We start from the raw sequence: 22,936 nt of genomic DNA, 5'->3' as shown, positions 1-22,936 counted from the left end.
CTGGCACCGTGATAGGCAGGGTGGATGCTTGGCCGACTTCCTCTCGTCGAGCAACTCGACGGTCTGCGCCGCGTGTTGTCCAAGAACGAGGTCCTGACCGAGGTGATGACCAGGGCGACGGCCTTGGACCTGCCCGGCTGGTATGTGACGGCTGGTTGCCTGTTCCAGACCGTGTGGAACGTGGTCACCGACCGCCCGCCGGCCGACGGCATCAGGGACTACGACATCTTCTACCTCGACAGTACCGATCTCTCCTGGGAGGCCGAGGACGCCGTGATCAAGGAGGGGCGGGAGGTGTTCGCAGGGCTGCCGGCCGAGGTGGAGATCCGTAACGAGGCCCGTGTGCACCTCTGGTACGAGCGGAAGTTCGGCGTCCCCTGCCCGCCGTACGAGTCCACGGAGTCCGCGATCGACTCCTTCGCCGCGACGACATGCTGTCTTGGCGTACGGCAGGAACCCGACGGAGAGTGGCGCGTCTACGCGCCCCACGGCCTCTCCGACATCTTCAACCTCGTGGTCCGCCCCAATCCGGTGCTCGCCCCGCGCGAGGTCTACGAGGCCAAGGCCGCGCGCTGGAAGAACACCTGGCCGGAGCTCACTGTCCTGCCGTGGCCGAGCTGACCGGCGATTCCTGACGGGTGTTCAGCCGGCGGCTCCGCGCGCAAAACCTTTTCGATCGCTCCACGGACAAGACATCGGCGGGCGCTACTCGAACAGATGGCGGTTCGACCGGCTCCAGGCGAGTCGGCGGTCAAGTTCTTCCAGCAGCCCCTCGCGGGCCCACGTGGCCTGTGGCTCGTGCCCTTGGGCGGCCAGCCGTCGGACGAGGTCGATGTTCTGCCGTTGCCTGTCGATCACGGCATCCACGACACCGACGGTCGTGGTGAGGCCGTAGGCGGTGCAGAACAGTTCCAGACGTCGGCGCCGGTCGGGCGGCTCCGGGAAGTGCAGCCACCGCAGACACTCCGCGTCGTCGCGGAACGGGGCGACGTATTGCAGTGCGTAGGCCACGTCGTGCAGCGGTGGCGCCGGTCGGGCGAAGTCCCAGTCGATGATCCCCACGGGGCGGTCGCCCTGCCAGACAACGTTCCACGGACCGAAGTCTCCGTGGCAGACCACCTGGCCCTCGCCCGGCGTGATGGCGCCGTCGGCCCAGGCCGCCTCGTCCGGCGGCGAGAAACCCATGGTCGCGTCGTGGTAGGCGCGCAGCAGCCGAGCGAAGGCGGACAAGCCTTTGTCGTCCACCACCTTGGCCCAGCCCTCGGGCCCGGACTCGCCGCCGATGAAGGTGAGGACCTCCCGGCCCTGGTCATCGAAGCCCAGGGGCCGGGGAGCGCAGGGGAAGCCCACCGCTTCCAGATGTCCGAGCAAGGCGTGCACCGTCGACGTCCACGGCTGGACCGGTCGGCGAATGGTGTCGCCGACCCGTACCACCTCCCGGTGGGGCTGGTCCTGCAACACGTCCTCGCTCGCCATGCCCGGGACGCTACCGCCCCCTTGTTGCCTGGCACGGCTTTTGGCGCACGCCACAGCGGGCCGGGCATGACCAGCCCGCGCCCATGTACTAGAGTTATCTCGACATCGAGATATCTGCCGAGGCGTGACCGCAGCCGCCCACCCCGGTAAGGGTTACCTAACTTAGCCTTACCTTAACGGATCGGCCAAGAGGGCGTGGCGGCAGGATGCGGTGGTACGCGCACATGGAATGAAGGAGACTGTCGTGTCGGCGAACAGCTTCGACGCCCGCAGCACGCTGCAGGTGGGCGACGAGTCGTACGAGATCTTCCGGCTGGACAAGGTGGAAGGCTCGGCCCGCCTTCCGTACAGCCTCAAGGTCCTGCTGGAGAACCTGCTCCGTACCGAGGACGGCGCGAACATCACCGCCGACCACATCCGTGCTCTTGGCGACTGGGACTCGCAGGCCCAGCCCAGCCAGGAGATCCAGTTCACGCCGGCCCGCGTGATCATGCAGGACTTCACCGGTGTTCCCTGTGTCGTGGACCTCGCGACCATGCGTGAGGCCGTGAAGGAGCTCGGCGGCGACCCGGCGAAGATCAACCCGCTGGCCCCGGCCGAGCTGGTCATCGACCACTCCGTCATCGCCGACAAGTTCGGTACGCCGGACGCCTTCGGCCAGAACGTCGAGCTGGAGTACGGCCGCAACCGCGAGCGCTACCAGTTCCTGCGCTGGGGCCAGACCGCGTTCGACGAGTTCAAGGTCGTCCCCCCGGGCACCGGCATCGTCCACCAGGTGAACATCGAGCACCTGGCTCGGACCGTCATGGTGCGTAACGGGCAGGCCTACCCCGACACCCTCGTCGGCACCGACTCGCACACCACCATGGTCAATGGTCTGGGTGTTCTCGGCTGGGGTGTGGGCGGTATCGAGGCCGAGGCCGCGATGCTCGGCCAGCCGGTCTCCATGCTCATCCCGCGCGTCGTCGGCTTCAAGCTGACCGGTGAGCTCACGCCCGGCACCACCGCCACCGACCTCGTGCTGACCATCACCGAGATGCTCCGCAAGCACGGTGTCGTCGGCAAGTTCGTCGAGTTCTACGGCGAGGGCGTGGCCGCCACCTCCCTCGCCAACCGCGCCACCATCGGCAACATGTCGCCGGAGTTCGGCTCCACCGCCGCGATCTTCCCGATCGACGGCGAGACCCTGAACTACCTGAAGCTGACGGGCCGTTCGGAGCAGCAGGTCGCGCTCGTCGAGGCGTACGCCAAGGAGCAGGGCCTCTGGCTGGACCCGGCCGCCGAGCCCGACTTCTCCGAGAAGCTGGAGCTCGACCTCTCCACGGTCGTCCCGTCCATCGCCGGCCCGAAGCGCCCGCAGGACCGCATCGTCCTCGCGAACGCCGCCGAGCAGTTCAAGACGGACGTACGCAACTACGTCGACACCGTCGACGAGGCGGGCCAGGAGTCCTTCCCGGCCTCCGACTCCCCGGCCGTCGCGCCCAACGGCGCCCCGTCCAACCCGGTCACCGTGACCGCCCCCGACGGCTCGACCTACGAGATCGACCACGGTGCGGTGACGGTCGCGGCCATCACCTCCTGCACCAACACCTCCAACCCGTACGTCATGGTCGCCGCCGCGCTCGTCGCGAAGAAGGCCGTGGAGAAGGGCCTGACCCGCAAGCCCTGGGTCAAGACCACCCTCGCCCCGGGCTCCAAGGTCGTCACCGACTACTTCGACAAGGCGGGCCTCACCCCGTACCTCGACAAGGTCGGCTTCAACCTCGTCGGCTACGGCTGCACCACCTGCATCGGCAACTCCGGCCCGCTGCCGGAGGAGGTCTCCAAGGCCGTCAACGACCACGACCTCGCGGTCACCTCGGTCCTCTCCGGCAACCGGAACTTCGAGGGCCGTATCAACCCCGACGTCAAGATGAACTACCTGGCCTCCCCGCCGCTGGTCGTCGCGTACGCCATCGCGGGCTCCATGAATGTGGACATCACGCGCGACGCCCTCGGCACGGACCAGGAGGGCAAGCCGGTCTACCTGTCCGACATCTGGCCCTCCGAGGCCGAGGTCAACGACGTCGTGGCGAACGCCATCGGCGAGGACATGTTCAACAAGTCCTACCGGGACGTCTTCGCGGGCGACGCCCAGTGGCAGGCGCTGCCGATCCCGACCGGCAACACCTTCGAGTGGGACGCGGAGTCGACGTACGTCCGCAAGCCCCCGTACTTCGAGGGCATGGCCATGGAGCCGTCCCCGGTCAGCGACATCGCCGGTGCGCGCGTCCTCGCCAAGCTGGGCGACTCGGTCACCACCGACCACATCTCCCCGGCCGGTGCGATCAAGGCCGACACCCCGGCGGGCAAGTACCTCACCGAGCACGGTGTCGAGCGTCGTGACTTCAACTCCTACGGCTCCCGCCGAGGCAACCACGAGGTCATGATCCGCGGTACGTTCGCCAACATCCGCCTGCGCAACCAGATCGCGCCGGGGACGGAAGGCGGCTACACCCGCGACTTCACCCGGGCCGCCGAAGGTGAAGGAGGTGCGCCGGTCTCCTTCATCTACGACGCCTCCCGCAACTACATCGAGCAGGGCATCCCGCTGGTCATCCTGGCCGGCAAGGAGTACGGCTCCGGTTCGTCCCGCGACTGGGCGGCCAAGGGCACGGCCCTCCTCGGCGTCAAGGCCGTCATCGCCGAGTCGTACGAGCGCATCCACCGCTCCAACCTCATCGGCATGGGCGTCCTCCCGCTCCAGTTCCCCGAGGGCGCCTCGGCCGAGTCCCTCGGTCTGACCGGCGAGGAGACCTTCTCCTTCACGGGCGTCGAGGAGCTCAACAACGGCACCACGCCGCGCACGGTCAAGGTCACCACCGACACCGGTGTCGAGTTCGACGCGGTCGTCCGCATCGACACCCCTGGTGAGGCCGACTACTACCGCAACGGCGGCATCATGCAGTACGTGCTGCGCAACCTGATCCGCGGCTGAGCGGAGCGGTAAGGCAATTGAGGGCCGCACCCCCTGTTCGGCAGGGGGTGCGGCCCTCGTCGTGTCCGGTCCGAGTGTCCAGGTCATCGGACCGCCTCAGGTGGAACACAGCGTTCCCTCAGCGAACCCGGACACGATGCGTACATGGCTGCCACTTCCGCGACCCGAAACGGCCGAGTCCGTGTCCTCATCGTCGACGACGAACCCGGGCTCACCGAACCGCTGTCCGTGTCCGTGTCCGTGGCCGAGGCGGGCCGGCGCCCCCTACCCGGTGGCGGACGGGCACAGCGCGCTCCGGGTGGCGCGCGGCTGCGCCCCGCACGCCGTGGTCCTCGACGGGATGCTGCCCGACCTTGACGGCGTCCAGGTGCCACGCTTGTCGGTGGGGTCTCGCGGCCTCGCCGAGGAGGGTGCCCCACGTCGCCTGGGCGCCGGGCGTACGTATGGCACCCTGCCGCGCGGGCTCGGGTACGCGATCCGGGCGGGGGAGTACGGAAGATGACGGCCCGTTGGACGGCTGGGGTGGGGGATTCCCCACGTCGAGGCGTCCCTCGCCCAACGGCAGCGCAGCGAGGAACGCATGCGCCGCTTCCTCGCCGACGCCAGCCATGAACTCCGTACGCCGCTGGCGTCGATTGCCGGCTACGCGGAACTGATGAACCGGGGTACCGACAAGATCGAGCCCACGCTGGCGTGGCGGCGCATCTCGGCGGAGTCGGCGCGGATGACGGGCCTGGTGGAGGACCTGCTCCTGCTCGCCCGCCTCGACGAGGGCCGCCCGTTGGAGTCGGCCGAGGTGGACCTCGCCGCCCTGGCGGCGGAGGCGGTGTGGCACGCGCGGGCGGCGGACGAGGACCACAACTGGCAGCTGACCCTGTTCCTGGACGCCCCAGCGCTGGTCACGGGGGACGAGGCACGCCTCCACCAGGTGGTGGCCAACCTGCTGGCCAACGCCTGTGTGCACACGCCGCCGGCACGACGGTCACGGCCTCGGTCGAATCCACCGCCGACCGCTGCATGATCCGCGTACACGACGACGGCACCGGCATCCCGCCCGCTCTTCTCCCTTCGGTCTTCGAACACTTCACCCGAGCCGACGCCTCCCGCTCCCGCACCGGCCCTCATCAGGGCGGCTCCGGCCTCGGCCTCGCCATCGTCGCCGCGATCGTCTCCGCCCACGGCGGCCGCCTCGATGCGAGCGCCGACTCACCGCCGTCGTCGACGTCGAACACGGCACGGAGCGCCGCTACCTCATGGGGATCCGCGTGATCGATGTCCATACGGTCATGAATAGCACCCACCGCTGACAACGCCCGCGCTGTTCAGTTTCGCCTCAGCCTCCGCCCCCGGAGTCGTCGGCAACGACTGCGGAAAGGAGCTCCTTCGACAACACCTCCTGACGTCGCCTCACCACTGGCGAGCCATCGGGGAGTTGACGACCACACCGTTCTCCGTCATCGCGAGGGCCGCATCCACCCCGGTGCGGCTCTTGTGCGTCAAGGGTTGCGCAAGACGTTTACAAGCGCGGTGCTCCGCGCTAGCTTCCGAAGCAGGTGGGGGTGGGAGCGCTCCCATAAGAGCGGTGGACCGGAACCCGCCGCCCCGGACTCGCTTCCACCCCGCACCACTCATCCACACACATACACATGCACACGCGCACGTTCCTCAAGGCCGTACACCCAAGGAGCGTTTGTCATGCACGTGACAACAATACGATTAGGGCTGCCCAAACGCCACCGTGCCCTCCTCCTCGTCCTGCTCGCCCTCGTGACGACGATCCCGGCGCTCGGCCTGGTCGTCACCGCCGGCAGTGGCAAGGCGGAGGCGCACGGCACCCCGATGAAGCCCGGCAGCCGTACATTCCTGTGCTGGCAGGACGGGCTGACCGACACCGGGGAGATCAAACCGGTCAACCCGGCCTGCAGAGCCGCACAGCAGGTGAGCGGGACGACCCCGTTCTACAACTGGTTCTCGGTGCTCCGTTCGGACGGCGCCGGTCGCACCCGGGGATTCGTCCCGGACGGCCAGCTGTGCAGCGGCGGCAACACCAACTTCACCGGGTTCAACACCCCCAGCGCCGACTGGCCGTTGACCCATCTCACCTCCGGCGCGACCGTCGACTTCTCGTACAACGCGTGGGCGGCGCACCCGGGCTGGTTCTACGTCTACATCACCAAGGACGGCTTCGACCCGACCAAGACGCTCACCTGGAACGACATGGAGGAGCAGCCGTTCCTGAGCGTCGACCACCCGCCGCTGAACGGGAGCCCGGGCACGGTCGAGGCCAACTACTCCTGGCGCGGGCAGCTGCCCGCCAACAAGTCGGGCCGCCACCTCATCTACATGGTCTGGCAGCGCTCCGACAGCCAGGAGACCTTCTACTCCTGCTCCGACGTCGTCTTCGACGGCGGCAACGGCGAGGTGACCGGCATCAAGGAACCGGGCAACCCCACCGACCCGGTACCGGGTGAGTGCTCCGCGACGCGCCGTACGACGGGCAGTTGGGCCGGCGGCTACCAGTCCGAGGCCGTCGTCACCAACACCGGTGACGTGCCGATGCTCGGCTGGATGGTCAACTGGACGCTGCCGACCGGACAGAAGGTCGACAGCCTCTGGAGCGGCAACGCCACTTACACCGGACAGGACGTGATGGTCCACAACGCCAACTGGAACGGGGCGTTGGATCCTGGCGAGACCGCCACGTTCGGATACGTCGTGCAGGGATCGGGAGGTGATCCCGCGACGACCTTGCCCTGCCGGGTGGGCTGAAAGGCTCGGTGGACCGGGTGGGCGGACGGTGCGTGCCCACCCGGTCCGTGAGCCGCTGCCGGTACGGGGGAAACCGGCAGTGGAGGGGGAGTGGTTCGAGAAGACCGGGCGACGACGAGACAACGTTGTCGAGTGATCTATACAAGACTCTACCGCCTCAACGGACGGCAAAGTCAAACCAGTTGGGGAGTTGAGGGCCGTCGGAGCCTTTGTGTTCATACTGTTCTCGGCTCCGGACGAGTGCCGGGTCGCTCGCGTCGGCCTCAGGCCAGTAGCTCCACCTCCGCCAGAGTCGCCGTCTCGTCGAGAACCAGGCGGTAGTGGCGGTACGCGCTCGGGGCCGGGATCGAGAAGGCCCGGGTCTGGCGGTCCCAGGTGAACGACTCGCCGGTACGTCGGTCGAGGGGCTTCCAGGTGGTGCCGTCGGTCGAGGCCTGGAGGGTCCAGCCGGTCGGCGCCTCGGCGCGGTCGGACGAGGTCAGCGTGTACTGAACCGCCTTGGTGGCAGCGGCAATCGGGAAACCGACCGTCTTCACCGACGCCTTCGTCGACGACGTGTTGTCGAACAGCTCCCCGTCGGGCTCCCCGCCGCCCTCGACGGCGTCCGAGCGCGGTGACGGCACTTTGTCGTTCTTCGTGATCGACACGGGGGCCGCGCTCTCGCCCGTGCCCCAGCGCGAGGGCTTCGGGCCCATGTCGAACTCCAGCACACCGCCCTTCGCGATCAGCGCGTGCGGCAGTGAAGTCGACTTCCACGCCTTGCCGTTGACCCTGAGCCCCTGCACGTACACGTTCTTCGCACTGTTCTCGGGCGCTCGGATCACGAGGTCCCTGCCGTTCTCCAGGTGGACGGTCGCTTTCGTGAACAGCGGGGAGCCGATGGCGTATTCGCCGCTGCCCATCACCAGCGGGTAGAAGCCGAGCGCGGAGAACAGATACCAGGCGGACTGCTCGCCGTTGTCCTCGTCGCCGTGGTAGCCCTGGCCGATGTCGCTGCCGACGTAGAGGCGGGAGAGGACCTCGCGGACCTTCGCCTGGGCCTTCCAGGGCTGACCGGCGGCGTCGTACATGTAGATCGCGTGATGGGCGACCTGGTTGGAGTGACCGTACATGCCCATCCGTACGTCACGCGCCTCGGTCATCTCGTGGATGACTCCGCCGTAGGAGCCGACGAACTCGGGCGAGGCCGTCTCCGGGGTGGAGAAGTAGGTGTCGAGCTTCTGCGCCAGGCCGCCGCGGCCGCCGTACAGGTTGGCCAGGCCCTTGCTGTCCTGCGGGGTGCTGAAGGCGTAACCCCAGCCGTTGGTCTCGGTGTAGTCGTGGCCCCAGACGCGGGGGTCGTACTTCGCGGAGTCGAGCCGCCAGGCGCCGTTGCCGTCCCGGCCCTGGAAGAAGCCGGCCGTGGAGTCGAACAACTGCACATAGTCCTGCGCCCGGTCGAGGAAGTAGGCGGCCTCTTCCTTGTAGCGCTTCTCACCCGTCTTCTTGTACAGGGCCTGGCCCATGCGGGCGATGCCGTAGTCGTTGAGGTAGCCCTCCAGTGCCCAGGAGAGGCCCTCGTGGGTGTCGGTGCTCGTGTAGCCGAGGAAGGGCGAGGTGGTCATGCCCTTACGGCCGACGCCGGAGGACGGCGGGACGACCGTGGCGTTCTTGACGGCCGCCTCGTACGCCGCCTTCGCGTCGAAGTCGACGCCCTTGACGTACGCGTCCGCGAACGCCACGTCCGACGACGTGCCCGTCATGAGGTCCGCGTAGCCGGGGGAGGACCAGCGGGAGGTCCAGCCGCCGTCCTTGTACTGCTGCACGAAACCGTCGACCATCTTGCCCGCCTGAGCAGGCGTCAGGAGCGAGTACGCCGGCCATGTCGTCCTGTACGTGTCCCAGAAGCCGTTGTTGACGTAGACCTTGCCGTCGACGATCTTCGCGCCCGTGCGCGTCGGGGTGTCAGGTCCCGTCATGGGCGAGAAGGGTGAGGCGTACTGGTACGTCGAACCGACCTTCTCGAAGCCCGAGTTGGGATACAGGTACAGCCGGTACAGGTTGGAGTACAACGTCGTGAGCTGGTCCGGGGTGGCGCCCTCGACCTCCACCTTCCCGAGGACGCGGTCCCACTGCGCCCGAGCCCGGTCCCGTACCGTCTCGAACCCCGTGCCCTCCGGGATCTCCTGGCGCAGGTTGTCCTTCGCCTGGTCGACGCTGATGAGAGAGGTGGCGAGGCGCAGCGTCACCGCGCGGTCCGTGCCCGCGTCGAAGCGGAGGTGGCCCTTCACCCCGGCCGAGTCGCCGCCCGTCACCGGCGCGTCGAACACCCCGTAGAGGAAGAGGCGGGTCGCCCCGGTCGAGAGGCCGGACTTCACGTCCGAGTACCCGGTCACCACCCCGGCGTCCTTGTCCAGGGTCAGCCCCCCTTCGTCCGTGACGTTGTCGAAGAGCACGCTCGCGTCGTCGCCCGGGTAGGTGAAGCGCAGCGCCGCCGCGTGGTCGGTCGGGGCCATCTCCGCTTTGACGCCGTTCTCGAAGCGCACCCCGTAGTAGTACGGCCGGGCCGTCTCGTTCTCGTGCCGGAAGGGCAGCGCCCGCGCGGTGCGGCCGGTGTCGGGGGTGCCGGACGCGGCAGACGGCATCACCTGGAAGGTCTGGCGGTCGCCCATCCAGGGGCTCGGCTCATGGCTGGCGCTGAACGCCTGGATGGTCGGCAGGTTGTCCGCGTTGTTGGCCCGCGCGTAGTCGTACAGCCAGCTGAGAGAGCCCGCGTTGGTCACCGGAGTCCAGAAGTTGAAGCCGTGCGGCACGGCCGTCGCGGGGAAGTTGTTGCCCCGGGAGAAGCCGCCGCTGGAGTTGGTGCCACGGGTGGTGACCGCGTAGTCGGAGAGGTGCGCCTTCGGCCGTTCGGGGGCCCGGACCCGCAGCGTCACATCGTCGAGCCAGCCGCGGAACCTCGCCGGACCCCTGGGGGAGTCGTACGCCACCAGAATGCGGTCCACGGTCTTCCCGGCGGCGACCGAGCCGATCCGGGAGACCACGTCGTTCCACTGGTTGACGTACAGCACCTTCGCCGCGCCCTGTCCACGCGGCGTCAGCGGGAATCCGTGCTGGTCGACGGCGCGCAGCCCGCTCAGCGAGGTGCCGTCCGTGAAGACCAGGTCCACGGCCGCGTGGGTGGCGTCGTAGTCCAGATCGCCGTCCGCCATCGACGGGAAGATCCGGTACGCCAGCTCGGTGTCCCGCTCGACGGTCACGTCCACGTCGAAGACCTTGTTGTACGAGTACGCCCGGCCGTCCGCCGTGTGCCGGCCCGCGTACCTGAGGGCCCGCTTGCCGGTGAAGCCCATGCCCGCCTTCGCGGTCGCCGAGCCGCTCGGACCCCGGTCGACGTGCGAGCGCATCTCCTTCGGCGCGGGCGCCTCGCCGCCGCCCGTGGAGAACTGCACGTCGGCGAGCTGGGTGATGGTGGCGGCGCCGTTGTTCCTGGTGATGTCGAGGCGGAAGTGGCGGTACTCGGCCGCAGCGTCGGCGGGGATGCCGTACGACCTGGTCTGGAACCGCTCCTCGAATCTCTCGCCCGATCTGGTGTCGAGGGTGCGCCAGTCCTTGCCGTCGGTGGAGCCCCGGAGGGTCCAGTCCTTCGGGTCGCGCGTCTCGAAGTCGTTCGCCGAGGTCAGCGCGTACGTGACCACCTTGGCCGGCTGGTCGAGATCGAACTCGGCCCAGCCCGTGGGCTGGAAGGTGAGCCACTTGGTGCCGGGCTCGCCGTCGACGAGGTTCTCCTTTACCTCGCCGCCGCCCGTGTTCTCGCCGCTCGCCCGGACGTCCGTGACGCGGTCGGTGATGCCGCCGGGGATGCCGGTGGTGTAGCCGCCGTCGACGCCGGACGCGCGTGGGGAGCCGTCGGGTGCCGTGTCGACGGTGTTCAGCCAGTCCGGTGCCGGATCACCTGACTCGAACGAGGAAGCGAACTGCCGGTCCGCCGCCGGGCGGTCCGGTAACGCGAGGGCCGCCCCCTGTGCGGCCACCACCAGAGCGAAAGCGGCAGCCCCCGGAGCCGCCGTGGAAATCCATCCGTCCCACCACCCGAGCCGCATGCGCGAGCACCCTCCCTGAACGACTTAGACAACGTTGTCGACCGCGTAACGCAGGGACCAGTAGTGGTTCAAGTGGCGAGTGATGTCAAGGGTGTTGTGTGAGCCATCCGGGGTGAATGGCGGAGATTTTCTGGTCAGGTGACGCAAGGGCGCTCATATTTCCGAGAGGTCTCAACTCGGAAAAGACCAATGGCCAACCTTGCATTCGATCTTGCCCCCCTGCCGGGAAGTGGACTATACCTGTCGGCGTCCGCATAGTGGGCACACAGGTGTGGGCAGGCACGACCCGGGGGGAATTACCGGTGATCGCGGACGTGTCACGCCGCGGACCGCCGTCCTGCCGCTGTTGAATCCTCACGCACGACCCAGCTTGAACCGACCGCGGTGCCGGGAGGATCCGGTTCACCGCCTGAGTCCTGGAGAAGGCGAGGACTTGAGCATGGGATCCACTACCGCTGAGAACACCGGGTACGACAACGGCTCCGCAGGTGTCGGCCGCCGCGATCTGATCAAGCGCTCCGTCGCGCTGGGCCTGATCTCCGTCCCCACGATGAGCTTCCTGTCCGCCTGTGCCAGCGGCGGTGACGGCGACAGTGGCGAGAAGGTGGAGAAGGGCGAGAAGACGGCGGAGAACCCGCTCGCCGTCAATGAGAGCGCGCCGCTGGAGATCGTCATCTTCGACGGCGGCTTCGGCACGAAGTACGCCGAGGACGCCAAGGCCGTCTACGAGAAGAAGTTTCCCGACGCGAAGGTCAAGTTCTCCTCGACCCAGAAGATCCAGTCGGTCCTCCAGCCGCGCTTCAACCAGGGCACGCCGCCGGATCTGATCGACAACTCGGGTGCCGAGCAGATGGACATGGGCGTCCTCGTGGGCCAGAAGCAACTCGCCGACCTCACCCCGCTGCTGGACGCGCCGTCCGTCGACGACCCGAACAAGAAGGTCCGGGACACCCTGCGCCCCGGCATTGTCGAGATGGGCCAGTTCGACGGCGACCCGGTCTGGATCATGTACTACGCGTACACCGTCTACGGTGTGTGGTACTCCCAGAAGGCGCTGGACTCGCTCGACGCCGCCTACCCGGAGACCTGGGACGACATGCTCGCGGTCTGTGAGAAGGCGAAGAAGAAGGGCATGGCGGGCTGGACGTACGCGGGCAAGCACCCGTACTACATCCCCTTCTCGCTCTACCCGATGATCGCCAAGGTCGGCGGCGCCGAGGTCCTGGACGCGATCGACAACCTGGAGCCCAACGCCTGGAAGCACCCTGCGGTCAAGACCTGCTTCGAGGCCTACTACGAGCTCTACAAGAAGGGCTACATCCTCGACGGCACCCCCGGCCTGGACCACATCCAGTCACAGACTGCCTGGACCGAGGGCAAGGCACTCTTCATCCCGAACGGCTCCTGGGTGGAGAACGAGGCGGCGAAGACCATGCCGGCGGACTTCGACCTCGCCGTGTCCGCGCCGTCCGGCATCGACAGCTCGGACAAGATGCCCTTCGGCACCATCTGGGCGTCCGGCGGCGAGCCCTTCGTCGTCCCCGCCAAGGCCAAGAACCCCGACGGTGGCATGGAGCAGCTGCGCATCATGCTCGGCGAGGACTCGTCGAAGAACTTCACCTCGTCGGTGAAGTCGCTGACCGCCTTCAACGGCGGCACCGACGGCATCGAGTTGACCCCCGGCCTGAAGTCCGGAGTCGCCGCCCTGGAGAAGGCCGGCGACAACGTGGTCAACCCGCGTATCCAGGACTGGTACGTGGCCCTGCAGAAGGAGAAGATCGGCGTCGGCGGCCTCGGCGAGATGATGGCGGGCCGCCTCACCCCGGCCGAGGCCATCAAGAAGATCCAGGGGTACGCCGATGAAGCGGCCAAGGACGACTCCATCAAGCACTACAAGCACCAGTGAGCGCGGCCGGGGATTTCCGACGGTGACGGGAATCCCCGGCTCTTGATGGTGACGTCGGCGGCGGTGCTCGTGGGAAGATCGGGTCGGTAGGAATGCAGCACGGCAAGTACCGTTTCATCGTGGGGTTCTTGGCGGCCCCCCTGACCATTTACGGCCTCTTCGTGGTCTGGCCGTTCATCCAGTCCATCTACTATTCGTTCACGGACTGGAGCGGCCTGAGCCCCGAGTTCAAGATGGTGGGGTTCAAGAACTTCACGAGAATGCTCGACGACGAGGTCTTCTGGAAGTCCTTTCAGCACAGCGTGCTGTTCGTGGTGCTGCTTCCGCTGGTCACGCTCACTCTCGCCCTGTTCTTCGCCTTCATGCTCAACGTCGGCGGCAGGCGCCGGAAGAGCGCCGCGATCGCGGGCGTACGCGGCTCCTCTTTCTACAAGGTCGTCTATTTCTTCCCGCAGGTGCTGTCGATCGCGATCGTCGCCCTGCTGTTCCAGTTCGCCTACAACCCCAACAGCGGCGCGCTCAACTCCGGTCTGAAGCTCATCGGTCTCGACAATGTCCAGCCCGACTGGCTCGGCGATCCTGATCTCGCCCTGTGGTGTGTCTTCGCGGTCCTCGTCTGGAGCACCGTCGGATTCTTCGTCGTGCTCTTCTCCGCCGGAATGGCCTCCATTCCCCGGGACTACTACGAGGCCGCGCTGCTGGACGGGGCGAACCGCATCACCACGTTCTTCAGGATCACCCTGCCGCTGCTCTGGGACACCGTGCAGTCGGGCTGGGCCTACATGGGCATCCTCGCGCTGGGCGCCGAGTCCTTCGCGGTCGTACAGATCATGACCGTGGGCCCCAACGGCGGCGGCCCCGACTATTCGACGACGGTCCTGCCGCTGTACGTCTACCAGAAGGCGTTCCGCGACGGCCAGGCCGCGTACGCGACGACGATCGGCGTCGCCCTGCTCGTCGTCACGCTGCTCTTCGTCGCGATCGTGATGAAGCTCGGCCGACGCGAGCGGCTGGAGTACTGATGGGGACCGAGCCGACTCGGCCGACCGGACTGACCGGGTCGCTGACCTGGCCGACCGTGCCGATGGAGCTGACCGTGCCGACCTGGCCGACCGTGCCGATGGAGCTGACCGTGCCGACCTGGCCGACCGTGCCGATGGAGCTGACCGTGCCGACCTGGCCGACAGTGCCGCTGACCGCGCTGACCGCGCTGACCGCGCTGACCGCGCTGACCGCGCTGACCGCGCTGACCGCGCTGACCGCGCTGACCGCGGGGCGGCATCGGCCTTGTCGGCGGCGGGATTGCCCACGCCGGCGACGGCCCGTACCCGGACGTGGCGATCGAGAACCTGCAGGCCGTGGACTGCGACCAGACGTTCGAGCCCGACACCTCCGCGATCACCGGTGGTGCCGCCACTGGCGGCGACGGGGAGACGAGCGCGGGTAACTTCTGCACGGTCATCGGTGAAGTCGAGGACTGATCGCAGGGCGTCATGAAGGGCTGGGTCTCGCACCGTAGGTGCGGGACCCGCTCCTTTGTCTGTGGGGACTTCGCTGACCCGAAAGCCCCCAGGGGTGCGGATATGGGGCAATGCTCTTATTCAGGGAGTGTCGGGAATGGTTGTAAATAGAGTGTATGTTAACGTCTGCTGTGAGTCGGATGCGATCCGTGAGGAGGGTCGTCTGCGTGAGATCGGAGATGCAATGCAGAGCCTGAGGAAAGCTGCGGCTGTGGTGGTCGCGGTCGGTGGTCTCGGCCTTGTTGGCAGCGGAATTGCCAGTGCCGCCGGTGGTCACAGCTACGACGACCCGTTCCCGTACGACGCGCCCATCGAGAACCTGCAGGCGGTCGAGTGTGAGCAGTCTTTCGAGGTTGGTTCTGGCATCCCCACCGAGCCTCCCGTCCCTGGCGTGGCTGGTGGTGACAACGAGACGAACGTGGGCAACTTCTGCACGGTGATCGGGTCTGTAGGGGACTGATTGCAGGATGGCATGAAGAGGGGCTGTGAATGTGTGAGACCCGCTCCTCGGTCCAGCAACTCGCACAAGAGGGGATGTCGGAGTGGTAAGAGTTCGACATCCCCTTTCCGCGTAGTTGAGGCCATGACGTTTCGTGGTGGCCGCGAGTCAACACATGGAGATATGTATGCTCAGGTTCAAGAAGGTTGTGCTGGTCACCGCCATCGTCGGCAGCGTCGGCCTGACGGGTACCGGGACCGCGCAGGCCGCCGATTCTGGTGACCAGCCGGACGTGACCGCTCGGGACGCGCAGGTTCTGGAGTGTGAGCAAGCATTCCGCTCCTCCGTGGTCACGATCGCCCCGACGGTCAATGTTCTCGGCGAGAGCATCACGAACGTCGGCAACTTCTGCACGGCGGCCGCCCCGCGCGGCTGATCGAGTCGATTCCGGGACGGATCTGCCTTCCGCGGGGACGCGGAGTCCAACCTCATAACGGCAGCGGTCATCTATCCAGGTGGCCGCTGCCTCTTTTTTGCGATCGGTGAGCTCGGCGAACCATTGTTCGGCCCGCCCGGTAGGTGGCGTAGGTTGCGAGTTCGACTCGGATATCGTCCGATGGGTGCAATTCATATCAGTCGCCAAACGGGGCCGTTCGGATGAAATTCAGTGAATGCTGGCCCGTGATGATGTCACCTGCTTGGCGGAGGATTTCCTGCCGATGCAGTATCGAATCCATCATTCTCTGCAGTTGAATGCGTGTCGAATCCTGCTTTGGGGAGAATATGAGTGATACGATCATCTTGCCGCGTTGTCCGGAGAGCGGGAAAGCATCGTTCCGCACTGAATCCGAGGCGAGGGTCTGGCTGGTCAGGCAGCCGTTGCTGGAGAAAATCCCCGACCGTATCTACCGATGCTCGGACTGTCGGTACTGGCACTTCACCGGGTCCCATCACTGGACCAGCCAGAAGATCAAGCTGAGGCGAAATTACGGGAGGCGGGAAGCCGTCTCGGGACACAGCCGCAAGAAGAGGAGGAAGCGCTGACGCGGGAGATCCAGTCCTCCCGCCATCCCGCAGGACAGGGAAACATCCTGCAGGGCTCGTTCTGACTGGCTTCGATGCCGCGTCGCGACTTGTTGCGCGCGCTCCCACTTGATTCCGGCCTGTGGCGCGGGCCGGCCCGAGGACGTTCCTTGGGCCCGGGACCGGATTTTCCCCATTTCTTCGCACAGGGAGACGACGAGATTGCGAAAGAAGCTGAGCAGGGCCATGTTCGTGGCGGCAGCCGCGACAAGCATCCTGCCGATGTACGGAATCACGGCATCCGCGGATTCGCACTCCGAGGTGTCCGCCAGCGCCCACGTCAGCGGTCAGAACGCGGATGGATCGTCCAGCGCCCCCCAGGAATCCGAGCCCGGCGAGGACCAGGAGGCCAGCGACCACGGCGACGACAGCGGTTACGGCGACGACCCCGATTACGGCGAGGAGGCTGATGCCAAGCACGACGCCGACCATGGCGAGGAGGCCCATGCCGAGGATGACGCCGACCATGGCGAGGAGGCCCATGCCGAGGATGACGCCGACCATGGCGAGGAGGCCGATGCCAAGGGCGACGACGGCCATGGTGAGCATGCCGATGCTGAGGACGAGAGTGGTTACGGCGACGACCCTGGTTACGGCGAGGAGGCGCATCCCGAGGGTGACAGCGTCCATGACGAGGATGCTGATGCCAAGCACGATGTCCACCATGGCGAGGATGCAGATCCCGAGGGTGACGACGGCCATGGCGAGGATGCAGATCCCGAGGGTGACGCCGGCCATGGCGAGGAGGGTGATGCCAAGGGCGACTCCGGCCATGGTGAGCATGCCGATGCCGCCGAGGACGAGAGTGGTTACGGCGACGACCCTGGTTACGGCGAGGAGGCGCATCCCGAGGGTGACAGCGTCCATGACGAGGATGCTGATGCCAAGCACGATGTCCACCATGGCGAGGAGGCCCATCCCGAGGGTGACAGCGTCCATGACGAGGATGCCGATGCCAAGCACGACGCCGACCATGGTGAGGAGGCCGATCCCAAGGACGGCGCCAACTATGGTGAGGAGGCCGGTGCCGAGGGCGAGAACGGTTACGGCGAGGATGCCGGTGCCGAGCACGACGCCGACCATGGTGAGGAGGCCCATCCCGAGGGTGACGCCGGCCATGGTGAGGACGCTGATGCCAAGCACGACAGCGGCCATGGCGAGGAGGCCAGTGCCGAGGGCGAGAGCGGTTACGGCGAGGATGCCGGTGCCGAGCACGACGCCGGCCATGGTGAGGAGGCCGGTGCCGAGGGCGAGAGCGGTTACGGCGAGGATGCCGGTGCCGAGCACGACGCCGACCATGGCGAGGATGCCGGTGCCAAGGACGGCAACGGCCATGGTGAGCATGCTGAGCACGACAGCGGCCATGGCGAGGAGGCCAGTGCCGAGGGCGAGAGCGGTTACGGCGAGGATGCCGGTGCCGAGCACGACGCCGACCATGGCGAGGATGCCGGTGCCGAGCACGACGCCGACCATGGCGAGGATGCCGGTGCCGAGCACGACGCCGACCATGGCGAGGATGCCGGTGCCAAGGACGATGTCGGCCGTAGTGAGCATGACGGTGCCAAGGACGACAACGGCCATGACGACGACCCCGGTTACGGCGAGGACGTCAACGGCAAGGACGATGCCGACCACGGCAAGGATGCCCATGCCGGCGACGACCCCGGTTACGGCGAGGATGCCGATGCCAAGGACGAGACCGACCATGGCGACGACCCTGGCTACGGTGATGATTCGGACTCGCCCGAGGGTCATGGCCACGACTCTGGCTACGGTGATGATTCCGACTCGCCGGGAGGCCATGACGACGACTCCGGCTACGGCCACGATGGTGGTGACGACCACGAGGACGGCCACGACGACGAGGGCGGCTACGGGGACGACTCCGACACGCCGTCGGTGAAGCCGCCCACGCATGACCGGCCGTGGGACAAGTCGCCCGACTCGCCGAAGAAGCCGTCCCTCGCCGACACGGGCGTCGGCGCGGAGGTGATCGCGGCCTCGGGCGCCGCGCTGCTGCTTGCGGGCGGCGTCATCGTGTACCGGCGAGCCCGAGCGGCGTCCCGTCGGTAGTGGTAGTGCTCTGCTCCGGGTGTCGGACGTGTCACGTCCGACACCCGAGTGCGTTTCCGGCCTCCAATTCCGTGACGGAAGGGGTGGGCGCGGCGAATTCATTTGATTTTCCTCGGCCATGGCTCACTCGTGTGGGTGGTCAGAGTGGGCAAAAGCGGAGAAGCAGGTTGGTAGGGCGGGCATACATATGACTGATCGCCGGAGTGTATTCGGATAAACGGGTGGCAGTGCGCGCGATACGGCTGCTGCCGATCAGCGGAGAAAGGGGCAGTCATGGCCACTCAGAAACGCCGCCGGAAAAGATGGCCTGTATACATCGCGGCCGGTTTTCTCGCTTCGGCCGTCTTGGTGCCGGGGCTGGGACACGCCGCGGGCGCCACCGAGACCGAAGAGATCGCCCGGCCACCTGCGCCGACGGTGCCCGTGCCGACGACGCCCGCGCCGTCGGCGTCAGCGTCAGCATCAGCGTCCGCGCCGTCAACGCCTCTGCCGCTGGCGCCCGTCCCGGCAGTTCCTTCGTCAACGCCCGCCGTCGTACCGCCGGTACCGCCGGCACCATCCGTACCGCCCGCCCTGGCCGCCCCCCGGCCCGCCTTCGGCGCCTACCTCCATTACAGCGCCCAGGGCGTGGCCCGTATGGCCCGCTTCAGCCAGTGGTTGAACGGGGCTCAAGTGCGCGTGGGGCACACCTATCTGCCGGGCGACCGCTGGAGCAACATCGAGGGAAGCCCCTCCTTCCTCGACACCTGGGCGGCCTGGCGCCGGGGCAGTCAGGAACGGATGTTCGTGCTCAACGTGCCCATGCTGGAGCGCAACGAGGAGGGCGTGTCCGACGCCGAGGTCCGTGCCCTTCTGCGCCGGGGCGCGGCCGGTGAGTTCGACGTGCACTACCGCCGGTTGGCCGAGCGGCTGGTCGAGTTGAAGGTGCCCGACACCATTCTCGTGCTCGGCTGGGAAATGAACGGTTCGACGTACACCCATCGGTGTGGGCCGGACCCGGAGGCCTGGAAGACGTACTGGAACAGGATCGTCACGGTGATGCGTTCCGTGGCCGGTCAGCAATTCCGCTTCGACTTCACGCCGAGCCGCGGGCTTGACGCCGTTCCCTGGACGAATTGCTATCCCGGGGACAGCACGGTCGACATCATCGGCATGGACACGTACGACCAGCCGCGAGGGCTGTCCTTCGACGGACAGGTGACCGAACCGTACGGACTGCAGCACCACGTGGACTTCGCGAAGGCGCACGGCAAGCCCATCTCGTACCCGGAGTGGGGACTGTTCCGCAACGGTGACAACGCGGAGTACATGCGGCGCATGCTCGCCTGGATCGACGCGCACAAGCCGCTGTACCACACGATCACGGACTACTGCCCGCACGGTACGTGGCAGTGCCGGCGGAACCCGCGGGCCGCCCAGGTGTACCGGGCCGCGCTGTCCAACCCCGCCTGGCCCACGCCGGTGTCGACGCCGCCCCTGCTCCCGACGGTGCCTCTGCCCGGCCGTGAGTGTTCGCCGTTGGCCCTGGGTGACTGGGTGGAGTACTGGCTCGGCGGAAAGGTCTGTGTCCGCTTCGACTGGTGGTCGCGCCTGTGGTGACCCTGCTCGGTCCGAGGGGCGGCGGGAGGTTCACCTCCCGCCGCCCCTCCGTTCGTTCCACCGGCGCAGGAGTTCCTTGACCCGGCTGCGTGCGGCGACCTTGCCGATGACCGCCGACATCAGGAGGGCGGTGCTCCGCCGGGCCAGCAGCAGTCGCTGGTTGACCACGGGCTCGGGGCGCCAGCGGTACTTGTACGGTTCGTCACCGCGCAGCAGGTTGAGGGTCCTTCGCCCACCGGCGGCGTACCCGGTACTGGCGTCCAGCAGCATCACGGCGATGTCCGCCTTCCGCTCGCGCAGCCGCGGATGGGCGCCGTACAGGTAGCAGCCCGCCATACGCGGCGACAGGAGTGTCAGGTCGACGGCCACGACCTCGCCGTCCAGTAGGAACTCGGTGACCACGGCGTCGCCGGAACGCACCAACGGGCCGACCGCGCGCACGAGGTGGTCGGCGAACCGCTCATGGAGGTGCTCCGGCGTCACCCCGCGGCCCTGCCACTGCAGCCGGTGCAGCGCGAGGAGCCGCCGCATCGCCGCGTCCACCTCCCCGGAGGGCGTGACCAGGCGCGTTACACCCAGTTTGGCCAGCCTGCGCCGCTTGGCCCGCACCTGCCGGACCTTCTCCGCGGGCAGCCGGGCCATGAGCTCGTCCATCGACAGGCCGGGCAGCTCCAGGCAGAGCGAGTCGGGCACCCGGCGGCGCGGTCCGCGCCAGTGCTCGTACACACGCTCGGCCGCGCTGCCCGGCCGTACCTCACGGAAGTCGATCAGCGCGGTACGGGCGGCCTCGGACAGCGCCTCGGCGAGTGTGGCCGCCGCCCGGTCGGCATGCTCGTCGTCGAGAAGCACGTCCCCGAAGTCGGAGATCGCCCCTCCCAGCGGGACGAGCCGGGGCAGCGGACCCCCCGCCCTCATCAGCGGTGCGACCGCGCGGAGTTCGCCGTGTTCGTCGGCGTCGCGCACCAGCACCAACCGCAGTCGGCCCGGCGTGCCGTACGAGGTCCACCACGAGTGCAGCCAGGCGTGGCTCTGGAACGGGGTCGCCGCACCACAGCTGCGGTACAGCCGCCCCCAGGCCGGGCCCAGCGCGGTGAACTCCCGGTCGTCGGTGCACAGTTCGACCCGCAGGGCGCCGACGTCGGCGCGCAGTACGCCGCTCACAGCTGTCCCTGTGCGTCGATGGCGGTGGCGGGGCCGGGCACGCTGGCCGTGCGGGGCCCTTGGGCCGTGGGCCGCGGGCGGGCCAGCAGCGCGAGACCGCCCAGCAGGCCGCCGGCGCTGGCGCCCACCAGGCCGGTCAGCGCCGGGGACGCCGAGGACGGCTCGGTGGGCTTCACGGCCCGGGAGAACCGCAGGAGCTGGACGTGCGTGGAGTTCTTGGTGTTGTTGGCGTGCCGGGTCAGCGAGCGGGAGACCGCGTTGGCCATGTCGGCGGCGAGGTCGGGGCGCGCGGACGTGGCCGTCACGGCGATCATCGGCGCGTCCGGCGAGGTCGCCGACTGCACGCTCTCGCGCAGCGTCCGTACCGGCACGCCCGCCCACACCTGGGCGTCCCCGAGCACCGCGAGCTGGGTGGCGACCCGGCCGTACGCCTGGGCGAAGCCGAGCGCGGCCTGCGGGTCCGACTTCGCGGTCGGTACGGCGACGACGTATGCCGTGGCCGAGTAGGCGGGCGGCATGAGGGTGCCGTACACGCCGCCGGCCAGGGCACCGGCGGCGGCGCCGATCGCGAGCAGGGACCACGGCGGCAGCGTCCGCGGACGGCGGTGCGGGGTCGCCGCAGTGGCCGAGGTGGCCGGGGATTCGGTCTTGGAGGTCATCAGGGGGTCACTCCTAGGGGTGACGGGGGTGACGGGGGTGACGGGACGAGCAGGAGACGGCTGCCGCGTACACGTCCATGAGTCGTGCGGCAGTGCGCGTGATGCAGTAGTGGCGAGCGGCGGCGGGGGGCCGGCGGTCGGTCGGGCGCGACAGTCCGGCCCCGCTCAGGGCGCGGGTCTCGGCCAGGGCGCGGGCGTAAGCGTCCGCGCCGCCCCGCACCTGGTGGGCCCCGGCGGCGAGACGCGGCGGGAGGTCCTCGACGGCCGGGCAGGAGGCGTACAGCACCGGCAGCCCCGCTGCCAGGCCCTCCACGACGGCCAGCCCGAAGGACTCCTCCGGGCTCGGCGAGGCGAGCACATCCATCGCCGAGGCCAGCGAGGGCAGATCCAGGTCGCGGGTGCCGTCGGGCTCGTAGGGCCGTTCACCCGTGAACAGCACCCGGCCGGACACCCCGGCGCGCTGGGCGGCGTGCCGCAGCGCGCTCTCCTCGGGGCCACTGCCGACGAGCAACAGCCAGTAGTCGCGGGGGAGTCGAGCCAGGGCGTCGATCAGGACGCCGAACCGCTTGCCCGCGGTCAGCCGGCCGATGCCGCCGACGACGTACGCGTCCTCCGGCAGCCCGAGCAGGTGACGGGTGCGTTCACGGACGGCCGGGTCGAAGCGGAAGCGGGCCACATCGATGCCGTTGGGCACGATCTCGATGCGCGGCTCGGGCACACCCCAGCCGCGGAGCCGGTCGGCGACCGTGGGCGAGACCGCGACCGTGGCCCGGCCGAGTTGCTCGCTGGCCAGGTACAGCGCGCGCACACCGGGGGTCAGGGCGCGGCCCTCCAACTGGGTGCCGCCGAGGGAGTGTTCGGTGGCCACCACGGCCTTCACGCCCGCCATGCGTGCGGCGATCCTGCCGTACACGCAGGCCCGGTAGAGGTGGGTGTGCACGAGGTCGTAGCCGCCGTCCCGGATCAGGCGGACCAGGCGGGGCAGGGCGGACAGGTCCCGGTTGCCGGACATGCCGAGGTGGACGACGCGGACGCCGTCCGCCGTCAGCCCCTCGGCGACCGGGCCGGGGTTGGTGAGCGTCACGACGTCGCAGTCGACGGGCAGATGGCGCAGCAGCAGCCGGAGTTGCTGCTCCGCGCCGCCGACGCCGAGGCCGGTGATGATGTGCAGGGCCTTCAACCCGGGCATCGC

General features: G+C 68.2%; 16 protein-coding genes and 1 pseudogene. 12 read left to right on the top strand and 5 right to left on the bottom strand.

The features are described 5' to 3' along the window. Positions 1–24: 24 nt before the first annotated feature. A complete protein-coding gene (locus CES90_RS43525; RefSeq protein ID WP_189780515.1) occupies positions 25–621 on the top strand; it encodes a nucleotidyltransferase family protein in 597 nt (198 codons plus the stop codon). Positions 622–705: 84 nt separating this feature from the next. On the opposite strand, the gene CES90_RS43520 is transcribed toward CES90_RS43525, so the two are convergent. Continuing rightward, positions 706–1,476, bottom strand: coding sequence for an aminoglycoside phosphotransferase family protein (locus CES90_RS43520; protein WP_189780514.1), 771 nt, complete (start codon positions 1,474–1,476; stop codon positions 706–708). Between the two features lie 244 nt (positions 1,477–1,720). Here CES90_RS43520 and acnA point away from each other — a divergent pair, with 244 nt between their 5' ends. The 4 genes and pseudogenes from acnA to CES90_RS43500 all read left to right on the top strand — a co-directional run bounded on the left by acnA (position 1,721) and on the right by CES90_RS43500 (position 7,222). After that, positions 1,721–4,453, top strand: coding sequence for an aconitate hydratase AcnA (gene acnA, locus CES90_RS43515; protein WP_189780513.1), 2,733 nt, complete (start codon positions 1,721–1,723; stop codon positions 4,451–4,453). 271 nt (positions 4,454–4,724) lie between these two features. Beyond that, a complete protein-coding gene (locus CES90_RS51775; protein WP_308437822.1) occupies positions 4,725–4,955 on the top strand; it encodes a response regulator in 231 nt (76 codons plus the stop codon). A 27-nt stretch (positions 4,956–4,982) separates the two neighbouring features. After that, positions 4,983–5,722: pseudogene (locus tag CES90_RS43505) on the top strand (sensor histidine kinase); the annotation flags it as partial. Positions 5,723–6,148: 426 nt separating this feature from the next. After that, positions 6,149–7,222: a lytic polysaccharide monooxygenase auxiliary activity family 9 protein gene (locus CES90_RS43500; RefSeq protein WP_189780512.1), complete on the top strand. Its 1,074-nt coding sequence runs from the start codon at positions 6,149–6,151 to the stop codon at positions 7,220–7,222. A 263-nt stretch (positions 7,223–7,485) separates the two neighbouring features. Here the strand turns inward: CES90_RS43500 and CES90_RS43495 are convergent, their stop codons facing one another. After that, the gene (locus tag CES90_RS43495; RefSeq protein WP_189780511.1) at positions 7,486–11,304 is read right to left on the bottom strand and encodes a GH92 family glycosyl hydrolase; all 3,819 of its coding nucleotides are present in this window, start codon (positions 11,302–11,304) and stop codon (positions 7,486–7,488) included. Positions 11,305–11,743: 439 nt separating this feature from the next. Here CES90_RS43495 and ngcE point away from each other — a divergent pair, with 439 nt between their 5' ends. The 7 genes from ngcE (at position 11,744) to CES90_RS43460 (ending at position 19,924) form a co-directional block, all read left to right on the top strand. After that, complete coding sequence (ngcE, locus tag CES90_RS43490; RefSeq protein ID WP_189780510.1) at positions 11,744–13,210, top strand: N-acetylglucosamine/diacetylchitobiose ABC transporter substrate-binding protein; 1,467 nt, start codon at positions 11,744–11,746, stop codon at positions 13,208–13,210. Positions 13,211–13,302: 92 nt separating this feature from the next. Next, positions 13,303–14,232, top strand: a complete 930-nt coding sequence (locus CES90_RS43485; protein ID WP_189780509.1) for a carbohydrate ABC transporter permease — start codon at positions 13,303–13,305, stop codon at positions 14,230–14,232. A gap of 312 nt (positions 14,233–14,544) precedes the next feature. Continuing rightward, positions 14,545–14,691: a hypothetical protein gene (locus CES90_RS43480; RefSeq protein ID WP_232791375.1), complete on the top strand. Its 147-nt coding sequence runs from the start codon at positions 14,545–14,547 to the stop codon at positions 14,689–14,691. A 136-nt stretch (positions 14,692–14,827) separates the two neighbouring features. Beyond that, positions 14,828–15,190, top strand: coding sequence for a hypothetical protein (locus CES90_RS43475; protein ID WP_229914528.1), 363 nt, complete (start codon positions 14,828–14,830; stop codon positions 15,188–15,190). A 166-nt stretch (positions 15,191–15,356) separates the two neighbouring features. After that, positions 15,357–15,605 carry a hypothetical protein gene (locus tag CES90_RS43470; RefSeq protein WP_189788524.1) on the top strand — a complete coding sequence of 83 codons (249 nt, stop codon included), beginning with the start codon at positions 15,357–15,359 and terminating at the stop codon, positions 15,603–15,605. An 809-nt stretch (positions 15,606–16,414) separates the two neighbouring features. After that, complete coding sequence (locus CES90_RS43465; protein WP_208921586.1) at positions 16,415–18,325, top strand: midas domain-containing protein; 1,911 nt, start codon at positions 16,415–16,417, stop codon at positions 18,323–18,325. A 273-nt stretch (positions 18,326–18,598) separates the two neighbouring features. Continuing rightward, positions 18,599–19,924 (top strand): glycoside hydrolase family 26 protein, encoded by a 1,326-nt coding sequence (locus tag CES90_RS43460; protein ID WP_189788522.1) that lies wholly within the window; start codon positions 18,599–18,601, stop codon positions 19,922–19,924. Positions 19,925–19,954: 30 nt separating this feature from the next. On the opposite strand, the gene CES90_RS43455 is transcribed toward CES90_RS43460, so the two are convergent. Genes CES90_RS43455 through CES90_RS43445 form a run of 3 tightly spaced genes read right to left on the bottom strand, consistent with a single transcriptional unit; the run spans position 19,955 to position 22,933 of the window. Next, entirely contained in the window at positions 19,955–21,085 is a 1,131-nt protein-coding gene (locus CES90_RS43455; RefSeq protein ID WP_208921585.1) for a GNAT family N-acetyltransferase, read from the bottom strand. Continuing rightward, positions 21,082–21,744, bottom strand: a complete 663-nt coding sequence (locus CES90_RS43450; RefSeq protein ID WP_189788520.1) for a YveK family protein — start codon at positions 21,742–21,744, stop codon at positions 21,082–21,084. Before CES90_RS43450 ends, CES90_RS43455 begins: the two co-directional genes overlap by 4 nt. Before the next feature lie 13 nt (positions 21,745–21,757). Further along, positions 21,758–22,933 carry a glycosyltransferase gene (locus CES90_RS43445; protein WP_373313638.1) on the bottom strand — a complete coding sequence of 392 codons (1,176 nt, stop codon included), beginning with the start codon at positions 22,931–22,933 and terminating at the stop codon, positions 21,758–21,760. Between the last annotated feature and the right edge of the window lie 3 nt (positions 22,934–22,936).

Origin of the sequence: Streptomyces capitiformicae, from assembly GCF_002214185.1 — a bacterium.
GTDB lineage: Bacteria > Actinomycetota > Actinomycetes > Streptomycetales > Streptomycetaceae > Streptomyces > Streptomyces capitiformicae.
Note: the sequence above shows the minus strand (reverse complement) of the source record. Positions and strands in the feature narration are given on the sequence as shown.

Bases quoted from the DNA above. Each gene is read 5' to 3' on its own strand.
- CES90_RS43485 (WP_189780509.1), top strand. From the start codon at position 13,303: ATGCAGCACGGCAAGTACCGTTTCATCGTGGGGTTCTTGGCGGCCCCC.
- CES90_RS43470 (WP_189788524.1), top strand. From the start codon at position 15,357: ATGCTCAGGTTCAAGAAGGTTGTGCTGGTCACCGCCATCGTCGGCAGC.
- CES90_RS43445 (WP_373313638.1), bottom strand. From the start codon at position 22,933: ATGCCCGGGTTGAAGGCCCTGCACATCATCACCGGCCTCGGCGTCGGC.
- CES90_RS43495 (WP_189780511.1), bottom strand. From the start codon at position 11,304: ATGCGGCTCGGGTGGTGGGACGGATGGATTTCCACGGCGGCTCCGGGG.
- CES90_RS43475 (WP_229914528.1), top strand. From the start codon at position 14,828: ATGGTTGTAAATAGAGTGTATGTTAACGTCTGCTGTGAGTCGGATGCG.
- CES90_RS43500 (WP_189780512.1), top strand. From the start codon at position 6,149: ATGCACGTGACAACAATACGATTAGGGCTGCCCAAACGCCACCGTGCC.
- CES90_RS43450 (WP_189788520.1), bottom strand. From the start codon at position 21,744: ATGACCTCCAAGACCGAATCCCCGGCCACCTCGGCCACTGCGGCGACC.
- CES90_RS43460 (WP_189788522.1), top strand. From the start codon at position 18,599: ATGGCCACTCAGAAACGCCGCCGGAAAAGATGGCCTGTATACATCGCG.
- CES90_RS43525 (WP_189780515.1), top strand. From the start codon at position 25: ATGCTTGGCCGACTTCCTCTCGTCGAGCAACTCGACGGTCTGCGCCGC.
- CES90_RS43520 (WP_189780514.1), bottom strand. From the start codon at position 1,476: ATGGCGAGCGAGGACGTGTTGCAGGACCAGCCCCACCGGGAGGTGGTA.
- ngcE (WP_189780510.1), top strand. From the start codon at position 11,744: ATGGGATCCACTACCGCTGAGAACACCGGGTACGACAACGGCTCCGCA.